At 69.0% G+C, this 17,207-nt stretch carries 11 protein-coding genes; 5 read left to right on the top strand and 6 right to left on the bottom strand.

Annotation, left to right across the window (positions count from 1 at the left end):
- Positions 1-8: 8 nt before the first annotated feature.
- Complete coding sequence (locus G369_RS0121085; protein WP_019656021.1) at positions 9-923, top strand: LysR family transcriptional regulator; 915 nt, start codon at positions 9-11, stop codon at positions 921-923.
- 165 nt (positions 924-1,088) lie between these two features.
- Here G369_RS0121085 and G369_RS37705 read toward each other — a convergent pair whose 3' ends face one another.
- From G369_RS37705 to G369_RS0121120, 6 genes are all read right to left on the bottom strand, one after another.
- Complete coding sequence (locus G369_RS37705; RefSeq protein ID WP_019656023.1) at positions 1,089-2,099, bottom strand: CbrC family protein; 1,011 nt, start codon at positions 2,097-2,099, stop codon at positions 1,089-1,091.
- Positions 2,100-2,217: 118 nt separating this feature from the next.
- Positions 2,218-2,676: a RidA family protein gene (locus tag G369_RS0121100; protein WP_019656024.1), complete on the bottom strand. Its 459-nt coding sequence runs from the start codon at positions 2,674-2,676 to the stop codon at positions 2,218-2,220.
- Complete coding sequence (locus G369_RS0121105; RefSeq protein WP_019656025.1) at positions 2,673-3,641, bottom strand: transglutaminase family protein; 969 nt, start codon at positions 3,639-3,641, stop codon at positions 2,673-2,675. Before G369_RS0121105 ends, G369_RS0121100 begins: the two co-directional genes overlap by 4 nt.
- A gap of 37 nt (positions 3,642-3,678) precedes the next feature.
- Positions 3,679-4,500: a basic amino acid ABC transporter substrate-binding protein gene (locus G369_RS0121110; protein WP_019656026.1), complete on the bottom strand. Its 822-nt coding sequence runs from the start codon at positions 4,498-4,500 to the stop codon at positions 3,679-3,681.
- Positions 4,501-4,627: 127 nt separating this feature from the next.
- Positions 4,628-7,429, bottom strand: coding sequence for a circularly permuted type 2 ATP-grasp protein (locus G369_RS0121115; protein WP_026346531.1), 2,802 nt, complete (start codon positions 7,427-7,429; stop codon positions 4,628-4,630).
- 62 nt (positions 7,430-7,491) lie between these two features.
- Positions 7,492-11,019: a transglutaminase family protein gene (locus G369_RS0121120; protein ID WP_019656028.1), complete on the bottom strand. Its 3,528-nt coding sequence runs from the start codon at positions 11,017-11,019 to the stop codon at positions 7,492-7,494.
- Between the two features lie 141 nt (positions 11,020-11,160).
- On the opposite strand from G369_RS0121120, the gene G369_RS0121125 reads away from it, so the two are divergent.
- From G369_RS0121125 to G369_RS0121140, 4 genes are all read left to right on the top strand, one after another.
- Complete coding sequence (locus tag G369_RS0121125; protein ID WP_026346532.1) at positions 11,161-13,608, top strand: DNA internalization-related competence protein ComEC/Rec2; 2,448 nt, start codon at positions 11,161-11,163, stop codon at positions 13,606-13,608.
- A gap of 160 nt (positions 13,609-13,768) precedes the next feature.
- Complete coding sequence (locus tag G369_RS0121130; protein ID WP_019656030.1) at positions 13,769-14,629, top strand: oxepin-CoA hydrolase, alternative type; 861 nt, start codon at positions 13,769-13,771, stop codon at positions 14,627-14,629.
- 98 nt (positions 14,630-14,727) lie between these two features.
- The gene (locus G369_RS0121135) at positions 14,728-16,224 is read left to right on the top strand and encodes a circularly permuted type 2 ATP-grasp protein (protein WP_019656031.1); all 1,497 of its coding nucleotides are present in this window, start codon (positions 14,728-14,730) and stop codon (positions 16,222-16,224) included.
- 11 nt (positions 16,225-16,235) lie between these two features.
- Entirely contained in the window at positions 16,236-17,192 is a 957-nt protein-coding gene (locus G369_RS0121140) for an alpha-E domain-containing protein (protein WP_019656032.1), read from the top strand.
- Positions 17,193-17,207: the final 15 nt, after the last annotated feature.

The following is a 17,207-nucleotide window of genomic DNA, read 5'->3' on the forward strand; positions in this document are numbered from 1 at the left end:
ACCGGCTGATGCACGCCAGCATCCTCAAGTACTTCATCGAGGTGGCGAGCTGCGGTTCGGTGCGCAAGGCTTCGGAACGGCTCTACGTGGCCGCCAGCGCGGTCAACCGGCAGATCCACAAGCTGGAGGACGAGCTCGGCGTCGAGCTGTTCGACCGCATGCCCAACGGCCTGCGGCTGAATGCGGCCGGCGAGCGCCTGCTCAAGCACGCGCAGGAGACGCTGCACCAGTACCAGGTGATGCGCACCGAGCTCGATGCGCTCAAGGGCGAGCGCACCGGCCACGTGAAGGTGGCGGCGATGGATTCGTTCTTCGAGGAGCTGCTGCCCTCGGCGGTGGAAGACTTCCTGCAGGTGTTCCCCGCCGTCACATACACCATCACCGCGGTGCAGCCCATGGACGTGCCGCAGATGGTGATGTCGGGCCAGGTGGACGTGGGCATGACCTTCGTGAGCCGGCTGCCGGGCGGCGTGGCGGCGGTGGCGCTGGCGAAGCTGCCCATCGGGCTGGTGATGGCACCGGGCCACCCGCTGGCCAAACACGCAAGCGTTTCGCTCAAGGAATGCGCGCGCTATCCGTTCCTGCGCTCCAGTTCGCACCCGGTGATCAGCGCCGCGCTGTCGCCCGAGTTCGCATCGTTCTGGGACGACATGGAGCCGGCCGCCACCTGCAACTCGACGCCGATGCTCAAGCGGCTCATCATGGCCGGCAAGGGCATCTCGTGCTTCTCGAAGATCGCCTTCATCGAGGACCTGAAGCGCGGCGACCTGATCTGGCGGCCCTTCGAGCTGCCGGCGCTCGACCAGCTGCAGGTCGGCATCGTGGTGCCGTCGCAGCGCGTGCTGCCGCATGTGACGCAGAACTTCGTCGGCCGCATGGCGCGGCGGCTCGCCCAGCTCGAGGTCGCAGCCGCCGCCGTGTGAGCGCGGCTGGAACGACCTGAAGGACGAGGCGGTGCCGGGCGCGGGCATCGGCGCGGTGGTGGGCGACGCGCATGCCGGCGGCCTGCGTCCCGCCGTCGAGACGCATCGCCGTGGCGAGACAGGCGCTGCGTTCTTGCGCTGACAGAGCTGGCAGCGCTGGCTGCGTCAGCTGTGGTCGACGTAGCCGCCGAGCTTGCCGCAGTGCAGGCAGCCGAAGACGAACACCGCGAAGCTGCGCTCGCCCGAGGGCGTGTCCAGCAGCGACTGCCAGTCTTCGCCGGGTTCCAGGCGAACCGCCTCGCAGGTCTCGCGCACGAAGTCGGCGGCGCTTTCCGATGCGAGCAGCGTCCGGTCGACATGCTCGATCTCGCCGAGGAAGCGGGCCGCGTCGTTGCAGTGCGCCCACCATTGCTCCTGCTGCCAGCTGAAGAAGCTGGGCGTGCGCTGCGACACCTCCTCGATGATGGGCGAGGGCAGCTCGACCTCGCCCATGCCCACGCCGGCTGCGTCGTTGAATTCGCCGTCGAACTTCGCCGCCGCCGAGCCGTCGGCGATGCACCATGGGCAGAAGTGCGATTCGCTGCCGACGGCGTAGAAGCTGCCGCCGTAGATGTAGCCGGTGGCCTTGCCGCAGCACTCGCAGGTTTCGCTCGAAACGCGCATCACGCCCGATTCGAACGGGTCGGCGTAGTAGCGGAACACGGGCAGCGCTCGTGCGGGGTCGGGCTGCACGGCTTCGGGAATGCGGTCCTGGTCGATGGCCGCCTGCAGGTCGGCGGCGTAGGGCGCACACCACTGGCCGGTGAAGGCGTCGAACAGGAAGACCTGGTCGGAGATGGCACCGCTTGCCTCGTCGCGCAGCACCAGCAGCTGGCGCGCCAGCGTGTAGTCGTGCGCGATGCTGATGCCGTGGCGCGGAAAGCGCTCGTCCTTCAGCGCCAGCTTCGTGTAGTGGACGACGTCCTCGCCGGTGCGCTTCATCTGCTTGCGGTCGGTGGCGTCGAACACGGGGTGGAGCTGCCATTCGCAGTCGCGATTGCGCGGATCGCCGAACCTGCCGCCGTTGCTCGTCGCAAAGCAGGCCCTGAGAACCGGCGGCAAGGCAGCGCCGAGCTTGGCTTCGAGCGCGCGCAGGGCGCTCTCTGGGGCGGGCGGTGGCGGAACGTGTCTGGACATGCGTGTGGGCCCGGAAGAGAAAAGGCCCGACGGCCATCGCCGTCAGGCCTCTTGCATGGGGTGCCGCGGATGCGGGTGTGCGCGCGGACGTGCGCGGACGTGCGCGGATGTGCGAGCTTCAGCCGATCTCGGCGATCAGCTCGATCTCCACGCAGGCGCCCAGCGGAATCTGTGCCACGCCGAAGGCGCTGCGCGCATGCGCGCCCTTCTCGGGGCCGAAGACTTCGGCGAAGAACTCGCTCGCGCCGTTGGTCACGAGGTGCTGCTCGGTGAAGGTGCCGACCGAGTTGACCAGGCTCATCACCTTGACGATGCGCTTGACCTTGTTCAGGTCACCCACGGCCGCGTGCAGCGTGCCCAGCAGGTCGATGGCGATGGCGCGAGCGGCCTGCTTGCCTTCCTCGGTGCTGATGTTGGCGCCGAGCTGGCCGGTCCAGACCTTGCCGTCCTTCTTGGCGATGTGGCCCGAGAGGAACACGAGGTTGCCGGTCTGCACGAAGGGCACGTATGCGGCGGCGGGTGCGGCGACGGGCGGAAGGGTGATGCCGAGGCTGGAAAGTTTGTCGTAGACGCTCATTGGGACTCCTTGTCTTGGGAAGGCGATTGTGTCTGTGTTTGCGGCAGGCCCTCGACCACTTCCCCCACCGGCTGCACGGTCACGCCGACACTCAGCGTGTGCCTTGCGCCGCCATGCAGTACGCCGCGCATCGGCGAGACGTCGGAGTAGTCGCGGCCGATGGCCAGCGTGACGTAGTCCTCGCCGGGCTGTCGGCCGTTGGTGGGGTCGAAGTCGACCCAGTCGCCGGGGCTGCCGCCGGTGCCGTCGTCCTCGCCGGGCAGGTACACCGACACCCAGGCATGCGAGGCGTCGGCGCCCACCAGTCGGGGCTGGCCGGGCGGCGGCTGCGTCAGCAGGTAGCCGCTGACGTAGCGCGCGGGCAGGCCCATGGTGCGGAAGCACGCGATCATGATGTGGGCGAAGTCCTGGCACACGCCCTTGCGCTGCGCGAGGGCCTCGACGGCGGGAGTATTGATCTCGGTGCTGTCGGCGTCGTAGGTGAAGTCTTCGTAGATGCGCGTGGTGAGATCCATCGCCACGTCGAAGGCGGCGCGCCCGGGCACGAAGCTGGCGCGGGCATAGGCGGCGAAGTCGTCGTGGCGCGGCACGTAGGGCGAGGGAAAGACGAACTCCGACGCCGCGTCGAAGGTGGCGTCCTTGCGGAAGCGGAAGCGCTCTCGCACGGCCTCCCAGGGCAGGTCGCGCGCCACGGCGGGCGAGAGCACGGGCTGCGAGGTCTCGACCACGCTCTCGGCCGTGACCACCAGCCGGTCGTGCGTGGCCTCGAGCGCGAAGAAGGCACGCGCGTTGCCGTACAGGTCGGCCTGCTCGCTGCGCTGTGCCGGCGCGGGCTCGATGGAGAGCTTGTGGCTCACGAGCTTCTGCGAGCCGGTGACCAGCGGCTTCAGGTGCGCGAGATGCTGCGCCGTCTCGACCGGCGGCGAGTATTCGTAGCGTGTTTCGTGGGTGACGTGCAGCAGCATGGCGAAGCCAGTCGGGTGAGTGCGTCGCTCTGGCCGCCTACTTCGACTCTGCGCCGAAGTACGAGGCGTAGATCTTCGCGTAGGTGCCGTCGGCGCGGATCGCCTCCAGGCCCTGGTTGATCTTGGCGAGCAACTCGGCGTTGCCCTTCTTCACGGCGATGCCGTACTTCTCCACCGGGAAGCTGGTGTCGCTCACCGTCTTGAAGCCGCCGGCGGTGTTGTTGGCGAGGTAGTGCACCACCACGCCGTTGTCGGCCACCACGGCCTGCACGCCGCCGGCTTCCAGTTCCTTGAGCGCCAGCGGCGTCGACTCGAAGCGCTTGATGGCGGTGCTCGACTTGCCCAGCAGCTTGCCCACCACCTCGTCGCCGGTGGTGCCGTTCTGCACGCCGACCTTCAGGGGCTTGAGGTCCTCGAAGCTGTTGATGGGCGCGTCGTTGCGCACGGCGATGAGCTGGCGCGCGTCGAAGTAGGGCTGCGAGAAGTCCATCGTCTGGCGGCGCTCGTCGGTGATGGTGATGGCCGACACCAGCAGGTCGCGGTCGCCCTGGGCGAGCGAGTTGAAGATGCCTTCCCACGGCGTGTTGACGAACTTCACCTCGAAGCCGGCCTTCTGCGCGACCGCCTTCACCACCTCGATGTCGAAGCCCACGATCTCTCCCCGGTCGTTCTGCGACTCGAAGGGCGTGTAGGCGGCGTCGGTGCCCACCACCAGCACGCGTGCTGCTGCCGGCGGGGCCGCGGCAGCGGCCGGCGCCGATGCGGGCTCCTGCTTGCCGCAGCCGGCGATGGCCAGGGCCGCGAAGACGCTCGCGGTGGCGAGTGCGAAGCGGCGGCTGATGGTGATATGGCGAGGCATGGCGGTGGTTCTCCTTGAACTTATTGTGGAACGCCGCGGAACCGGCTTTGCCGGGCCGCAGGCGTCGCCCCCGGCGAGGGGGTGTGCGTAGCGACACGAAGTGCGCGAAGCATGGGGGAGTACCTGTTCAGGCGCCGACCGAGCGCAGCGACTCGGAGGTCAGCGTGAAGTAGCGCGTGCCGATGGCGTCGGACACGTGGTAGGCCGCCGTCTCGCAGCCGGCGAGCAGCTTCACGAGCTCCGGGTAGTCGGCGTCGGGCCCGGCGGCGCAGAGGTGCTCGAGCGTCCAGCCGGACGGATCGGGCAGCTCGTACGAAAGGGCCGTCAGCTTGCCCGGCGCGCTGCCGGCCAGCCGCGCGATGCGCCCGCGCAGGGTCTGCGTGACCCAGGCCAGCGAGCGCGGGTTCTCGGCGTCGAGCACCAGCAGGTCGACCATGGTGGCGACGTCGCGGCGCTGCTGGTAGCGGGCATGGAAGGTGATGGTGCTGTCGAAGAGGGCCACCATGGCCTCGAAGCCGCTCACCTCGTGCACCGCGCCGTTGTCGAAGCCGGCCTCCAGCGCATTCGCGAGGAAGCCCAGCCGCTCGATGTGGCGGCCGATGGACAGGAGCCGCCAGGCGTCGTCGCGCGTCATGCGGTCGGTCTGCGCGCCGGTCATGGCGGCGAGGGCGTTGCTGGCGGATTCGAGGGCGCGCAGCGCAGCGCTGGCGGCGAAGCTGCCTTCGTCGGCCTGCTCGGCGCAGCGGCGCAGGAAGTCGGCCTCGGTGCGCACGATCTGGTTCCAGGTGTCCTGCGAGAGCCGCTCGCGCACCGCGGCCGCGGCCTGCCGGATGCAGCGCAGGCTGAAGCCCACGCTGCCGCCGCGCGCCACGTCGCCCAATTCGGCGATGAGCGCGCGCTCGAACACGCGTCGCGACTGCGGCGCGCTCGGCACGCCGGCGGGCACCAGCGCATTGCGCAGCGCCATGCGGTGCAGCCATTCGAGCAGCGGGCGTGAGGACTGGTCTTCGCTGCCCAGCAGGCTCAGCGTGAGGCGGGCCAGGCGCACCGCGTTCTCGGCACGCTCGGTGTAGCGGCCCAGCCAGAACATGTTCTCGGCCGCGCGGCTGGTGACCGGCGCGCGATGCCGCGCGAGCGATGCCGGCGTGCTGTGCGGCTGCAGCAGCGTGGTTCGGTCGACCTCGCCGTGCGTCTGCACCCACACATCGGCACTGCTGCCGCCGCGCTGCATCGAGGCGAACTGCGCGTCGGGCTCGGTGAGCCGCGCCAGGCCGCCGGGCAGCACGCGCCACGACTGCGCGCCGTCGCTCACCGCGAACACGCGCAGCATCACCGCGCGCGGCGCGATGTGGCCCGGGCCGAGGTCGTTGGCCCAGGTGGGCATCTGCGACAGCGGCATGTAGCCCTGCACGGTGTGGACGTCGCCCTCGCGCACGATGCGGCCGGCCCATTCGTCGAGCTCGCGCCGGCCGAGGTGGCTGCCGAGCACGGCGTCGAAGCTCGCGCGGCCGTCGAAGCCGGGGTAGGTGGGCTTGATGGCGCAGTCGCCCAGCTGCGGCAGCACCGATTCGAGCGCGGCGCGCTCGCCGCACCACCAGGTGGGCAGGGCGGGGAGCATGAGCTTCTCGCCGATCAGCCGGCGCGCCAGCCCGGGCAGGAAGCCCAGCAGCGCGGGCGATTCGAGGAAGGCCGAGCCCGGCATGTTGGCCACCAGCACGTTGCCGGCGCGGATGGCCTGCAGCAGGCCGGGCACGCCGAGCGTGGAGTCGGGGCGCAGCTCCAGCGGGTCGAGGAACTGGTCGTCCAGCCGCTTGATGAGGCCGTGCACCGGGCGCAGGCCCTGCAGCGTCTTCAGGTAGAGCCGCTGGTCGCGCACCGTGAGGTCGCTGCCCTCGACCAGCGTGACGCCGAGGTAGCGCGCGAGGTAGGCGTGCTCGAAGTAGGTCTCGTTGTAGGGGCCCGGCGTGAGCAGCGCGATGTGCGGCGGCACGCCGGCCGGGCACATGCGCTGCAGGCCTTCCATCATGGCGCTGTAGGTGGCGGCCAGCCGCTGCACGTGCAGCGCCTCGAAGGCCTGCGGAAACTGCCGCGTGATGGCAAGGCGGTTCTCCAGCAGGTAGCCCAGGCCCGAGGGCGCCTGCGTGCGCTGGGAGACGACCCACCAGTTGCCGTCGGGGCCGCGCGCCAGGTCGAATGCGGCGATGTGCAGCCAGGTGTCGCCCGGCGGCTTCACGCCGTGCAGCGCGCGCAGGTAGCCGGGGTGGCCGCGTACCAGCGCGGGGGGAATGAGGCCCTCGGCCAGCAGCTGCTGGGGGCCGTAGGCGTCGGCCATCACGCGGTCGAGCACGCGCACGCGCTGCAGCACGCCGGCCTCGATCCGGCTCCAGCTCTCCGGCGAGACGATCAGCGGGAACAGGTCGAGCGACCAGGGCCGCTGCGGGCCGTTGGCGTCTGCGTACACGTTGTAGGTGACGCCGTTGTCGCGGATCTGCCGCTCCAGGCTGGCCGCGCGACGGGGCAGGTCGTTGAAGCCGCCCGGGCCCAGCTGCTCGAAGAAGGCGTTCCAGGCCGGGGTGAGCGGCGGTGGCTCGCCGGAGGCCTGTGTCTGCGCCTGGGATTGCGACTGGATGGTCGGCTGGGAGGGCGACTGCGTGGGTGACTGCGAATTGGGCTGGGGATTGGGCTGCGCCTGGGATTGGGACTGCGACTGGCCCGCCGCGGCATCGTAGAGCTGCGGGGCGGCAGGGGCTGGGGCCGTTGTCGAAGGCCCGGGCGCCGGCCGGAGCGGCGCCGCCGGCGCCGCCGGCGTGGCCAGCCCGCGCATTTCGTCGAAATGGCCGGGCAGGGCGGGCGGGGCGAGCGCCGACGCCAGGGCCGCCGGAAACTCCAGTGCCTGGGCGTCGAACAGGGATTCGTTCAAAGGTTCCACAGGGGGGTAATTGTCACACTGCCGTCACGGGGGGCCGTTCGGGCAGTGTGACGGATGTCCCCTCAGCGCCGCAGATCGAGCGTGAACGGGAATTCGCGGCTGCCCGGCAGCTCGATGGTGGCCGGCGGCGTGCGCAGCAGGCCGGGGGTGTGGCCGGTGCGGGTGAAGCGCGAATGGCGGCGGCTTTCGGCCTCGTAGGCGTTGACCGGGAAGGTCTCGTAGTTGCGCCCGCCCGGGTGGGCCACGAAGTACTGGCAGCCGCCCAGCGAGCGCTTCATCCAGGTGTCGACCAGGTCGAAGGTCAGTGGCGCATGGGCCTTGATGCTCGGGTGCAGCGACGAAGGCGGGTTCCAGGCCTTGTAGCGCACGCCGGCCACGAATTCGCCGGTCACGCCCGTGGGCTGCAGCGGCAGCACCTTGCCGTTGACGGTGACGACGTGGCGGCTCTCGTTGAGGCCGGTCACGCGCACTTCGATGCGCTCCAGCGACGAATCCACATAGCGCACCGTGCCGCCGACCGCGCCTTCCTCGCCCATCACGTGCCAGGGCTCGAGCGCATTGCGCAGCGACAGCTCCACGCCCATCGCCTGAACCTGGCCCACCAGCGGGAAGCGGAACTCGAAGTGCGGCGCGAACCAGTCGGGATCGAAGGCGAAGCCGGCCTGGCGCATCTCGCTGATGACGTCGTCGAAGTCCATCTTCACGAAGGTCGGCAGCAGGAAGCGGTCGTGCAGCTCGGTGCCCCAGCGGGTGACGGGCGCCTTGTAGGGCTCGTCCCAGAAGCGGGCCACCAGCGCGCGGATCAGCAACTGCTGCGCGATGCTCATGCGCGCGTGCGGCGGCATCTCGAAGGCGCGCAGTTCCAGAAGGCCGAGGCGGCCGGTGCTGGAGTCGGGCGAGTAGAGCTTGTCGATGCAGAACTCGCTGCGGTGCGTGTTGCCCGTGACGTCGATCAGGATGTTGCGCAGCGTGCGGTCGACCAGCCAGGCCGGCATGTTCTGGCCGTAGATCTCGCGGTTCTTCGCGATCTCCTTCAGCGCGATCTCCAGCTCGTAGACCTGGTCGTTGCGCGCCTCGTCCACGCGCGGCGCCTGGCTCGTCGGGCCGATGAACATGCCCGAGAACAGGTAGCTCAGCGACGGATGGTTGTGCCAGTACAGCAGCAGGCTGGCCAGCAGCTCGGGCCGGCGCAGGAAGGGGCTGTCGGCCGGCGTCGCGCCGCCCAGCACGAAGTGGTTGCCGCCGCCGGTGCCGGTGTGGCGGCCGTCGGTCATGAACTTCTCGGCCGACAGGCGGGTTTCGAAGGCGGCGTTGTAGAGGAACTCGGTGTGGTCGACCAGTTCCTTCCAGTTGTGGGCCGGATGGATGTTGACCTCGATCACGCCCGGGTCGGGCGTGACCTGCAGCAGCTTCAGGCGCGGATCGCGCGGCGGCGGATAGCCTTCCATCACGATGCGCACGCCCAGGTCGCGCGCAGTGGCTTCCACGGCAGCGACGAGGTCGAGGTAGTCCTCCAGGCGCGCAAGCGGGGGCATGAAGACGTAGAGCACGCCCGAGGCGCTGCCCTTCTTCTCGGCGGCGGGGCCGTTCGCGCGGCGCGGGTCGCGCACTTCGACGCACAGCGCGGTGCGGGTGATCCAGTGGGCGGATTCGCCGCGCCGTGGCTGGCGGTTGACCGTCGGATCGACGGAGTTGGCGGTGTCGTTGTCGTCCACGCCATGGCCTTCGCCGTCGCTCGCGGCGCCCGGCGTCTGCATGCGCAGCGAAGAGGGCACGGCGGGCGGAGCGCCGAAGGTATAGGGAACGGCACCCAGCCCCGTCGCGGCGCCGCCGGCATCGCCCGCGGCCATGGCGTAGCGCGCCTGGTAGTCGGCCCCGCTCGGCAGCGCGCCGCGCTGCGCGTTCGGGTCGCGCTCGATCATGTAGGGGTAGTCGCCCTTGCTGGCCCACGGTTGCGAGTCGAGCGGCAGGCGGTAGCCCATGGGCGAGTCGCCCGGAATGAGGCAGAGCCGGTCGTCGCGCAGGAACCACGGGCCGGTCTTCCAGGCCGGGCCTTCGAGCGCGGGGGCGTCGCGGTTCGCGTTGCCGGGTTCCAGCGGCAGCATGTAGCCGATCACCGCGTCGAGCTTCTGCGTGAACACGCGGCGCAGGCGCATGCGCTCCAGCTCGTCGTCGAGCTTGGAGTCGAAGGGGTCGACGTTCACCGGCAGGCGGCGTTCGCGCCAGAGGTAGTAGTAGATGTCCTCGTAGCCCGGCTGGATGTAGCGCTCGGTCAGGCCGAGCTTCTGCGCCAGCAGGTTGGTGAAGCGGCGCGCGTCCTCGCTCGTGTAGTGCGTGGGAAAGCGCTCGTCGGCGAACAGGTCGGGGTCATGCCAAAGCGGCTGGCCGTCGGCGCGCCAGAAGATCGACAGTGCCCAGCGCGGCAGCTGTTCGCCCGGGTACCACTTGCCCTGGCCGAAGTGCAGGAAGCCGCCCTTGCCGTATTCGGCGCGCAGCTTGTGCACGAGCTCGGTGGCGTAGCCGCGCTTGGTGGGGCCGAGCGCGTCGGTGTTCCATTCGGGCGCGTCGCGGTCGGTGGTGGCCACGTAGGTGGGCTCGCCGCCCATGGTCAGGCGCACGTCGCCGGCCTTCAGGCGGGCATCCACTGCCTCGCCCAGCGCAAGCACGTCGGCCCACTGGTCTTCGGTGTAGGGCTTGGTGACGCGCGGCGATTCGTAGATGCGCGTGACCTTCATGTCATGGCTGAACTCGACCTCGGATTCGTCGACGCCGCCCTCGATGGGCGCCGCGCTCGAGGGCGTGGGCGTGCAGGCCAGGGGGATGTGGCCCTCGCCGGCCAGCAGGCCCGAGGTGGCGTCGAGGCCGATCCATCCCGCGCCGGGCAGGAACACCTCGCACCAGGCGTGCAGGTCGGTGAAGTCGACCGTGGTGCCGCTCGGGCCGTCGAGCGCCTTCACGTCGGGCGTGAGCTGGATCAGGTAGCCCGAGACGAAGCGTGCGGCCAGCCCGCAGTGGCGCAGCAGCTGCACCAGCAGCCAGCCCGAGTCGCGGCAGGAGCCGCTGCCGTTGGTGAGCGTTTCTTCCGGCGTCTGCACGCCGGGCTCCATGCGGATGAGGTAGTTGACGTCCTTCTGGACCTGCTGGTTCAAACCGACCAGGAAGTCGATGGTGCGCTGCTCCTTGCGGTCGATCTTGTCGAGGTAGGCCTGCAGCAGCGGCGTGACCGGGTCGGCCACGAGGTAGGGAGCCAGTTCCTCGGCCTGCGAGGGCGTGTACTTGAAGGGGAAGTTTTCGGCCTGCGGCTCGAGGAAGAAGTCGAAGGGGTTGTAGACCGCCATCTCGACCACGAGGTCGACGGTGACCTTGAACTCGCGCGTCTTCTCGGGAAACACGAGCCGCGCCTGGTAGTTGGCGAACGGGTCCTGCATCCAGTTGACGAAGTGCTCGGCCGGCTCGACCCGCAGCGAATACGAGATGACGTTGCTGCGGCAATGCGGCGCGGGCCGCAAGCGCACGACCTGCGGGCCCAGCTGCACCAGGCGGTCGTACTTGTAGTGGGTGACGTGGTGTAGAGCGGCGTGAATGGACATGCGTTTTTTTGTGCTGTGCTGGCAGATTGCATCGAGAAGATGTCTCTGGTGAGACGCATACTAGCCGAGATGCTTAGCAATTAACGCGCCATTGAGCGCGGGTTCGGGGAGGGTTTGCATCATGGGTTCGGGAGTTGTCCGATGACGCGGAATCGCGCGTCACGCCGGGCTGTGGGCGCTGCCGGCGCATTCGCGGCGCTGGGCGGTTCGCTGTTGGGAGCGGCCTTGCAACTGCAGCAACCGGTGCTGTGGCCGGCATGGGTCTATGCCGGTTTGCTATGGGCCGCAACGGCCGGAATGTGTTGGCGGCTGCTGCCGGGAAGGGCGCTCCTGCTCATCGCCCTGGCCTGCGGGGCGATGGCCGGCGCGGGGCTCGCGGGGTGGCGTGCCGTGGCCTATGCCGCAGGCGCACTGGCCCCTGCGCTCGAAGGGCAGGACCTGCGCGTCACGGGGGTCGTGTCCGAGATGCCCCAGCGCAACGAGGCCGGCACGCGCTTCACGCTGGATGTCGAATCCGCCCGTTGGGCCGATGCCGGCACGCGGGGCCTGCCCGTCGTCCCCGATCGCATCGCGCTCGGCTGGTATGCCGAGGGTTCCAGCCTCTGGAGCCGCGCACCCCGGGCCGTCGCCGACGTCGCCGTGCTCCACGCGGGCGAGCGCTGGAGCCTGACGGTGCGCCTGAAGGCGCCGCACGGCAACCGCAACCCGCATGGCTTCGACGGCGAACTCTGGATGTGGGAGCAGGGCCTGCATGCCAGCGGCCATGTGCGCAGCGGCACGCGCGACGTGGCGCCGGTGCTGGTCGACTCCACCTGGCGCCACCCCATCGAGCGGGCCCGCGAGGCCGTGCGCGATGCGATCTTCGAGCGCGTGCCCGACCGCGCCCGCGCAGGCGTGATCGCGGCCCTCGTCACCGGCGACCAGAACGCCATCGACCGCGCCGGCTGGGACGTGTTCCGTGCCACGGGCGTGGCGCACCTGATGTCGATCTCGGGCCTGCACGTCACGATGTTCGCCTGGCTCGCTGCGCACGTGGTCGGCCTGCTCTGGCGCCGCAGCGCAAGGCTGATGCTGAGGCTGCCCGCCCAGCAGGCCGCGCTGGTCGGCGGCGTGCTGCTGGCCGCGCTCTATGCGCTCTTCAGCGGCTGGGGTGTGCCGTCGCAGCGCACGGTCTGGATGCTCGCGACGGTCGCGCTGCTGCGTCTCACTGGTCGGCGCTGGCCATGGCCTAACGTTTGGCTGCTGACCGCCGCCGTGGTGGTCGCGCTCGATCCGTGGGCCCTGATGCAGGCTGGCTTCTGGCTGAGCTTCGTCGCGGTGGGCGTGCTCTTCGCGACGGACGCCGGAATGCCGGGCGAGCAGCAGGCCGGCGGGGCCGCTCGGCTGCTGCGCTTCTTCCGCGAGCAATGGACCATCACGCTGGCCATCACGCCGCTGAGCCTGCTGCTGTTCCAGCAGGTGTCGCTGATCGGGCTGGTGGCCAATGCGGTGGCGATTCCCTGGGTCACGCTCGTGATCACGCCGCTGGCGATGCTCGGCGTGGCGGTGCCGCCCCTGTGGGACGCTGCTGCCTGGGCCGTGCATGCGCTCGCGCTCCTGCTGCAAGGGCTGGCCGGCCTGCCGCATGCCACGCTGTCGATGGCGGCGCCTCCGCTGTGGATGGCCGCCTGCGGCGTGGGCGGCGGCGTGTTGCTGGCGATGCGGCTGCCGTGGTCGCTGCGCAGCCTTGGCGTTCCTCTGCTCCTGCCGGTGCTGCTGTGGCAGGCGCCCCGGCCTGCGGTGGGCGAGTTCGAGCTGCTCGCCGCAGACATCGGCCAGGGCAACGCGGTGCTCGTGCGCACCGCCACACACAGCCTGCTCTACGACGCCGGCCCGCGCTACGGCCTCGAAAGTGACGCGGGGCACCGCGTGCTGGTGCCGCTGCTGCGGGCCTACGGCGAGCGGCTCGACACGCTGGTGGTGAGTCATCGCGATGCCGACCACATCGGCGGCGCGCCCGCGGTGCTCGCGATGCAGCCGGAGGCCGAGCTGCTGAGCTCCATCGAGGCCACGCACCCGCTGCAGGCGATGCGTGCGTCGAGGCGCTGCGAGGCAGGGCAGTCGTGGAGCTGGGACGGCGTGCGCTTCGAGGTGCTGCATCCCTTCGAAAGCGACTACCGCAGCTTCGGCAAGCCCAATGCGGTTTCGTGCGTGCTGCGCGTCGACAACGGACGCGCGGCGGCACTGCTGGCCGGCGATATCGAGCGGCTGCAGGAAGCGGCGCTGGTCGTGCGCACGCCCCAGCTGCTGCATGCCGACGTGCTGCTGGCGCCGCATCACGGGAGCAAGACTTCTTCGGGGGAGGCTTTCCTCGACCAGGTTAGGCCGCGCATCGTGCTCGTGCAGGCGGGGTACCGCAACCGCTTCGGCCATCCGGCCCGGGAGGTGGTCGCGCGCTACCTCGACCGGGGCGTGCGGCTGATCGAGAACACCCGCTGCGGCGCCGCGCATTGGAGCAGCCTGCATCCTGCCGATGTCGCCTGCGAACGGGAGCGGCGTGCCCGGTACTGGCAGCACCGCCTGCCCCCTTCGGAGCTCCCGGGCTCTTGAAACTGTGAATTAATTGTCAAAAGTAGCTTAAAGGTATTCATTTTCACGAATCCAAGCCGAAGAATCCTGCGTTTTACTGGGTAGCTACAACTCGGCGACAAGGGGGCAACATGTACAAACGTCCACGCTCGCAGCGGGGCGTGACCGCAGGGCGGGTTTCATGACGACAGCGGTTCCGGCCATCACCAGCGCGAGCGCCGCGCCCGCGTCGGGCGCCAGGCTCGACATGCACCGCGAAGGCCCGGTGCTCATCCTGACGCTCAGCAACCCGGAGGCGCGCAACGCCATCAATCCCTCGGTCTACCGTGCGGCGGCCAAGGCGATACGCGCCACCGCGGGCTTCCGCACGGTGCGCGCCATCGTGCTGCGCGGCGAGGGCGATCACTTCAGCGGAGGCGGCGACCTGCGGCGGCTGGCCCGCCAGCGAAAGCTGCCGGCCGCCGAGCAGCGCGGCCACATCGACGCGCTGCACGAATGGCTCATGGCGATCGAGGAGGCGCCGCAGCCCGTGATCGCCGCGGTCGAGGGGGCGGCGATGGGCGGCGGCTTCTCGCTGAGCCTGGCCTGCGATCTCATCGTGGCCGCCGAGGACGCGAAGTTCGCGATGTCGTACATCAACGTCGGCCTCTCGCCCGACGGCGGCGGCACCGATTCGCTGGCCCGCGCTCTGCCGCCGCAGGCCGCGCTGGAAATGCTGCTCGACGGCACGCCGTGCACTGCCAGGCGGTTGCATGAGCTGGGCGTGGTCAACAAGGTGGTGCCGCACGGGGAAGCCGGTGCCGCCGCGCTCGCCTGGGCGCAACAGCTTGCGCGCGGGCCGTTCGAGGTGCAGGCGCGCATCAAGCAGCTCGTGTATGCGGCGCGCGGACGCAGCCGGCGCGAGCAGTTGGAGGCCGAACGGGAGTCCTTCCTGACGAGCCTCTACAGCGACGAGAGCGGGGAGCGCATCAAGGGATTCCTGTCGCCCCGCAAGAAGCAGGAAGCGAGCGAGGCGGGGAGCGAGGAGGGCTCCGCCGGCTGAGCGAGGAAAGATCATCCGGCCCGTCTCCGGCCTTGGCATCAGGGGTTCTACTGGCCCTGAACTTGCTAAGCTACGAGCTCAAGGAGATTGGTCGTTCCATGCACAAATTTGACGAGATGTACGAGCAGCTTCCCTACGCTGGAGCTGCGATTCGACAGCATTACAAGCGCTACGACCAATGGCTCGCGAAGCAACCCGGTGAGGTGATGCGTTCGCGACGCGAAGAGGCGGAAATGATCTTCCGCCGGGTCGGCATCACCTTCGCGGTGTACGGCGCCAAGGACGAGGACGGCTCCGGCACCGAGCGGCTCATACCGTTCGACCTGCTGCCTCGCATCATTCCCGCCCACGAGTGGGACAGCATGGAAAAAGGGCTGGTGCAGCGCGTGACGGCGCTCAACCGCTTTCTTCACGATGTCTACCATGACCAGGAAATCATCAAGGCCGGCATCATCCCGGCCGAGCAGATCCTGAACAACGCCCAGTTCCGCCCCGAGATGATGGGCGTGAACGTGCCGCACAACGTCTACTCGAACATCTCGGGCATCGACATCGTGCGGGCGCCCGACGCCTCGGGCAACGGCGAGTACTACGTACTCGAAGACAACCTGCGCGTGCCCAGCGGCGTGAGCTACATGCTCGAGAACCGCAAGATGATGATGCGGCTCTTCCCCGAGCTCTTCAACCAGAACCGCATCGCGCCGGTCGCGCACTACCCCGACCTGCTGCTCGAAACGCTTCGCGCCAGCGCGCCGCCGGCCACGGCCGAGCCCACGGTGGTGGTGCTCACGCCGGGCATGTACAACAGCGCCTACTTCGAGCACGCCTTCCTCGCGCAGCAGATGGGCGTGGAGCTGGTCGAGGGGCAGGACCTGTTCGTGAAGGACAACTTCGTCTACATGCGCACCACGCGCGGGCCGAAGCGCGTCGACGTCATCTACCGCCGCGTGGACGACGACTTCCTCGACCCCGAGGTGTTCCGCCCGACTTCGACCCTGGGCTGCGCGGGCCTGATGCGCGCCTACCGCGAAGGCAACGTCGTCATCTGCAATGCGGTGGGCACCGGCGTGGCCGACGACAAGTCGATCTACCCCTACGTGCCGAAGATGGTGGAGTTCTACCTCGGCGAGAAGCCGATCTTGAAGAACGTGCCCACCTACATGTGCCGAAACAAGGACGAGCTGCAGTACACGCTCGACAACATGAAGGACCTGGTCGTCAAGGAAGTGCACGGCGCCGGCGGCTACGGCATGCTGATTGGCCCCGCCGCGACGCAGGCGGAGATCGAGGACTTCAAGAAGGCCGTGATCGCCAAGCCCGACGGCTACATCGCCCAGCCCACGCTGAGCCTGTCGACCTCGCCCACCTTCGTCGACGCCGGCATCGCGCCGCGCCACATCGACCTGCGCCCCTTCGTCCTCTCGGGCAGCGAAGTGCAGATGGTGCCCGGCGGCCTCACGCGCGTGGCGCTCAAGGAAGGCTCGCTGGTGGTGAATTCGTCGCAGGGCGGCGGCACCAAGGACACCTGGATTCTCGAAGCCGACCGTGTGCCCAAGTCCAAGGCTCCCGCACAGTCGCAAAGCCAATCGCAGTAGGAGCACGAACGATGCTGTCCCGCACCGCAGACCACCTCTATTGGATGTCCCGCTACACCGAGCGCGCCGAGAACACGGCGCGCATGCTGGACGTCAACTACCAGACCTCGCTCCTGCCGCAGTCCGCCGAAGTCGCCAAGTATGGCTGGCAGGGCGTGCTCTCCATCAGCGAACTGCTGCCCTGGTACAACCAGAAGTACGACCAGATCGCGCCCAAGGAGGTGATGGAGTTCATGGTCAAGGACGAGAGCAACGCCTCGTCCATCGTCTCCTGCCTCAAGGCCGCTCGCGAGAACGCACGTGCCGTGCGCGGCGCGCTCACCACCGAAGCCTGGGAAACGCAGAACACCACCTGGCTCGAAGTCAACCGCATGCTGCGCTCGGGCGACTTCGAGCGCGACCCCGGCCAGTTCTTCGAGTGGGTCAAGTTCCGCTCGCACCTGTCGCGCGGTGTCACGCTGGGCACCATGCTGCAGGACGAGGCCTTCTACTTCTCGCGCCTGGGCACATTCCTGGAACGTGCGGACAACACAGCGCGCCTGGTCGATGTGAAGTTCCACGCGCTCAACAGCGAGTTCTTCGGCGCCGCCACCGAGGAAGACCAGGAGTACGACTTCTATCACTGGAGCGCGATCCTGCGCAGCGTCTCGGCCTTCGAGGTCTACCGCAAGGTGTACCGCGACGTGATCAAGCCGGAGCGCGTGGCCGAACTGCTCATTCTTCGCGCCGACATGCCGCGCTCGCTGCATGCGAGCCTGGTCGAGGTGGTCAACAACCTTGCGAAGGTTCAGAACGAGCAGAGCGCTGAAACTCAGCGCCGCGCCGGGAAGCTCCTGGCCGATCTGCAATATGCGCGTGTCGACGAAATCCTGGCGACGGGGCTGCATGCGTATCTCACGCAATTCCTCGATCGGGTGAATGAGCTGGGGGTTCGGATCAGCCAGGATTTTCTGGTTCCGGCGCATTGATTGGGAATGGAAGGC

It is taken from the genome of Variovorax atrisoli 110B, assembly GCF_000382045.1.
Lineage (GTDB): Bacteria > Pseudomonadota > Gammaproteobacteria > Burkholderiales > Burkholderiaceae_C > Variovorax > Variovorax atrisoli.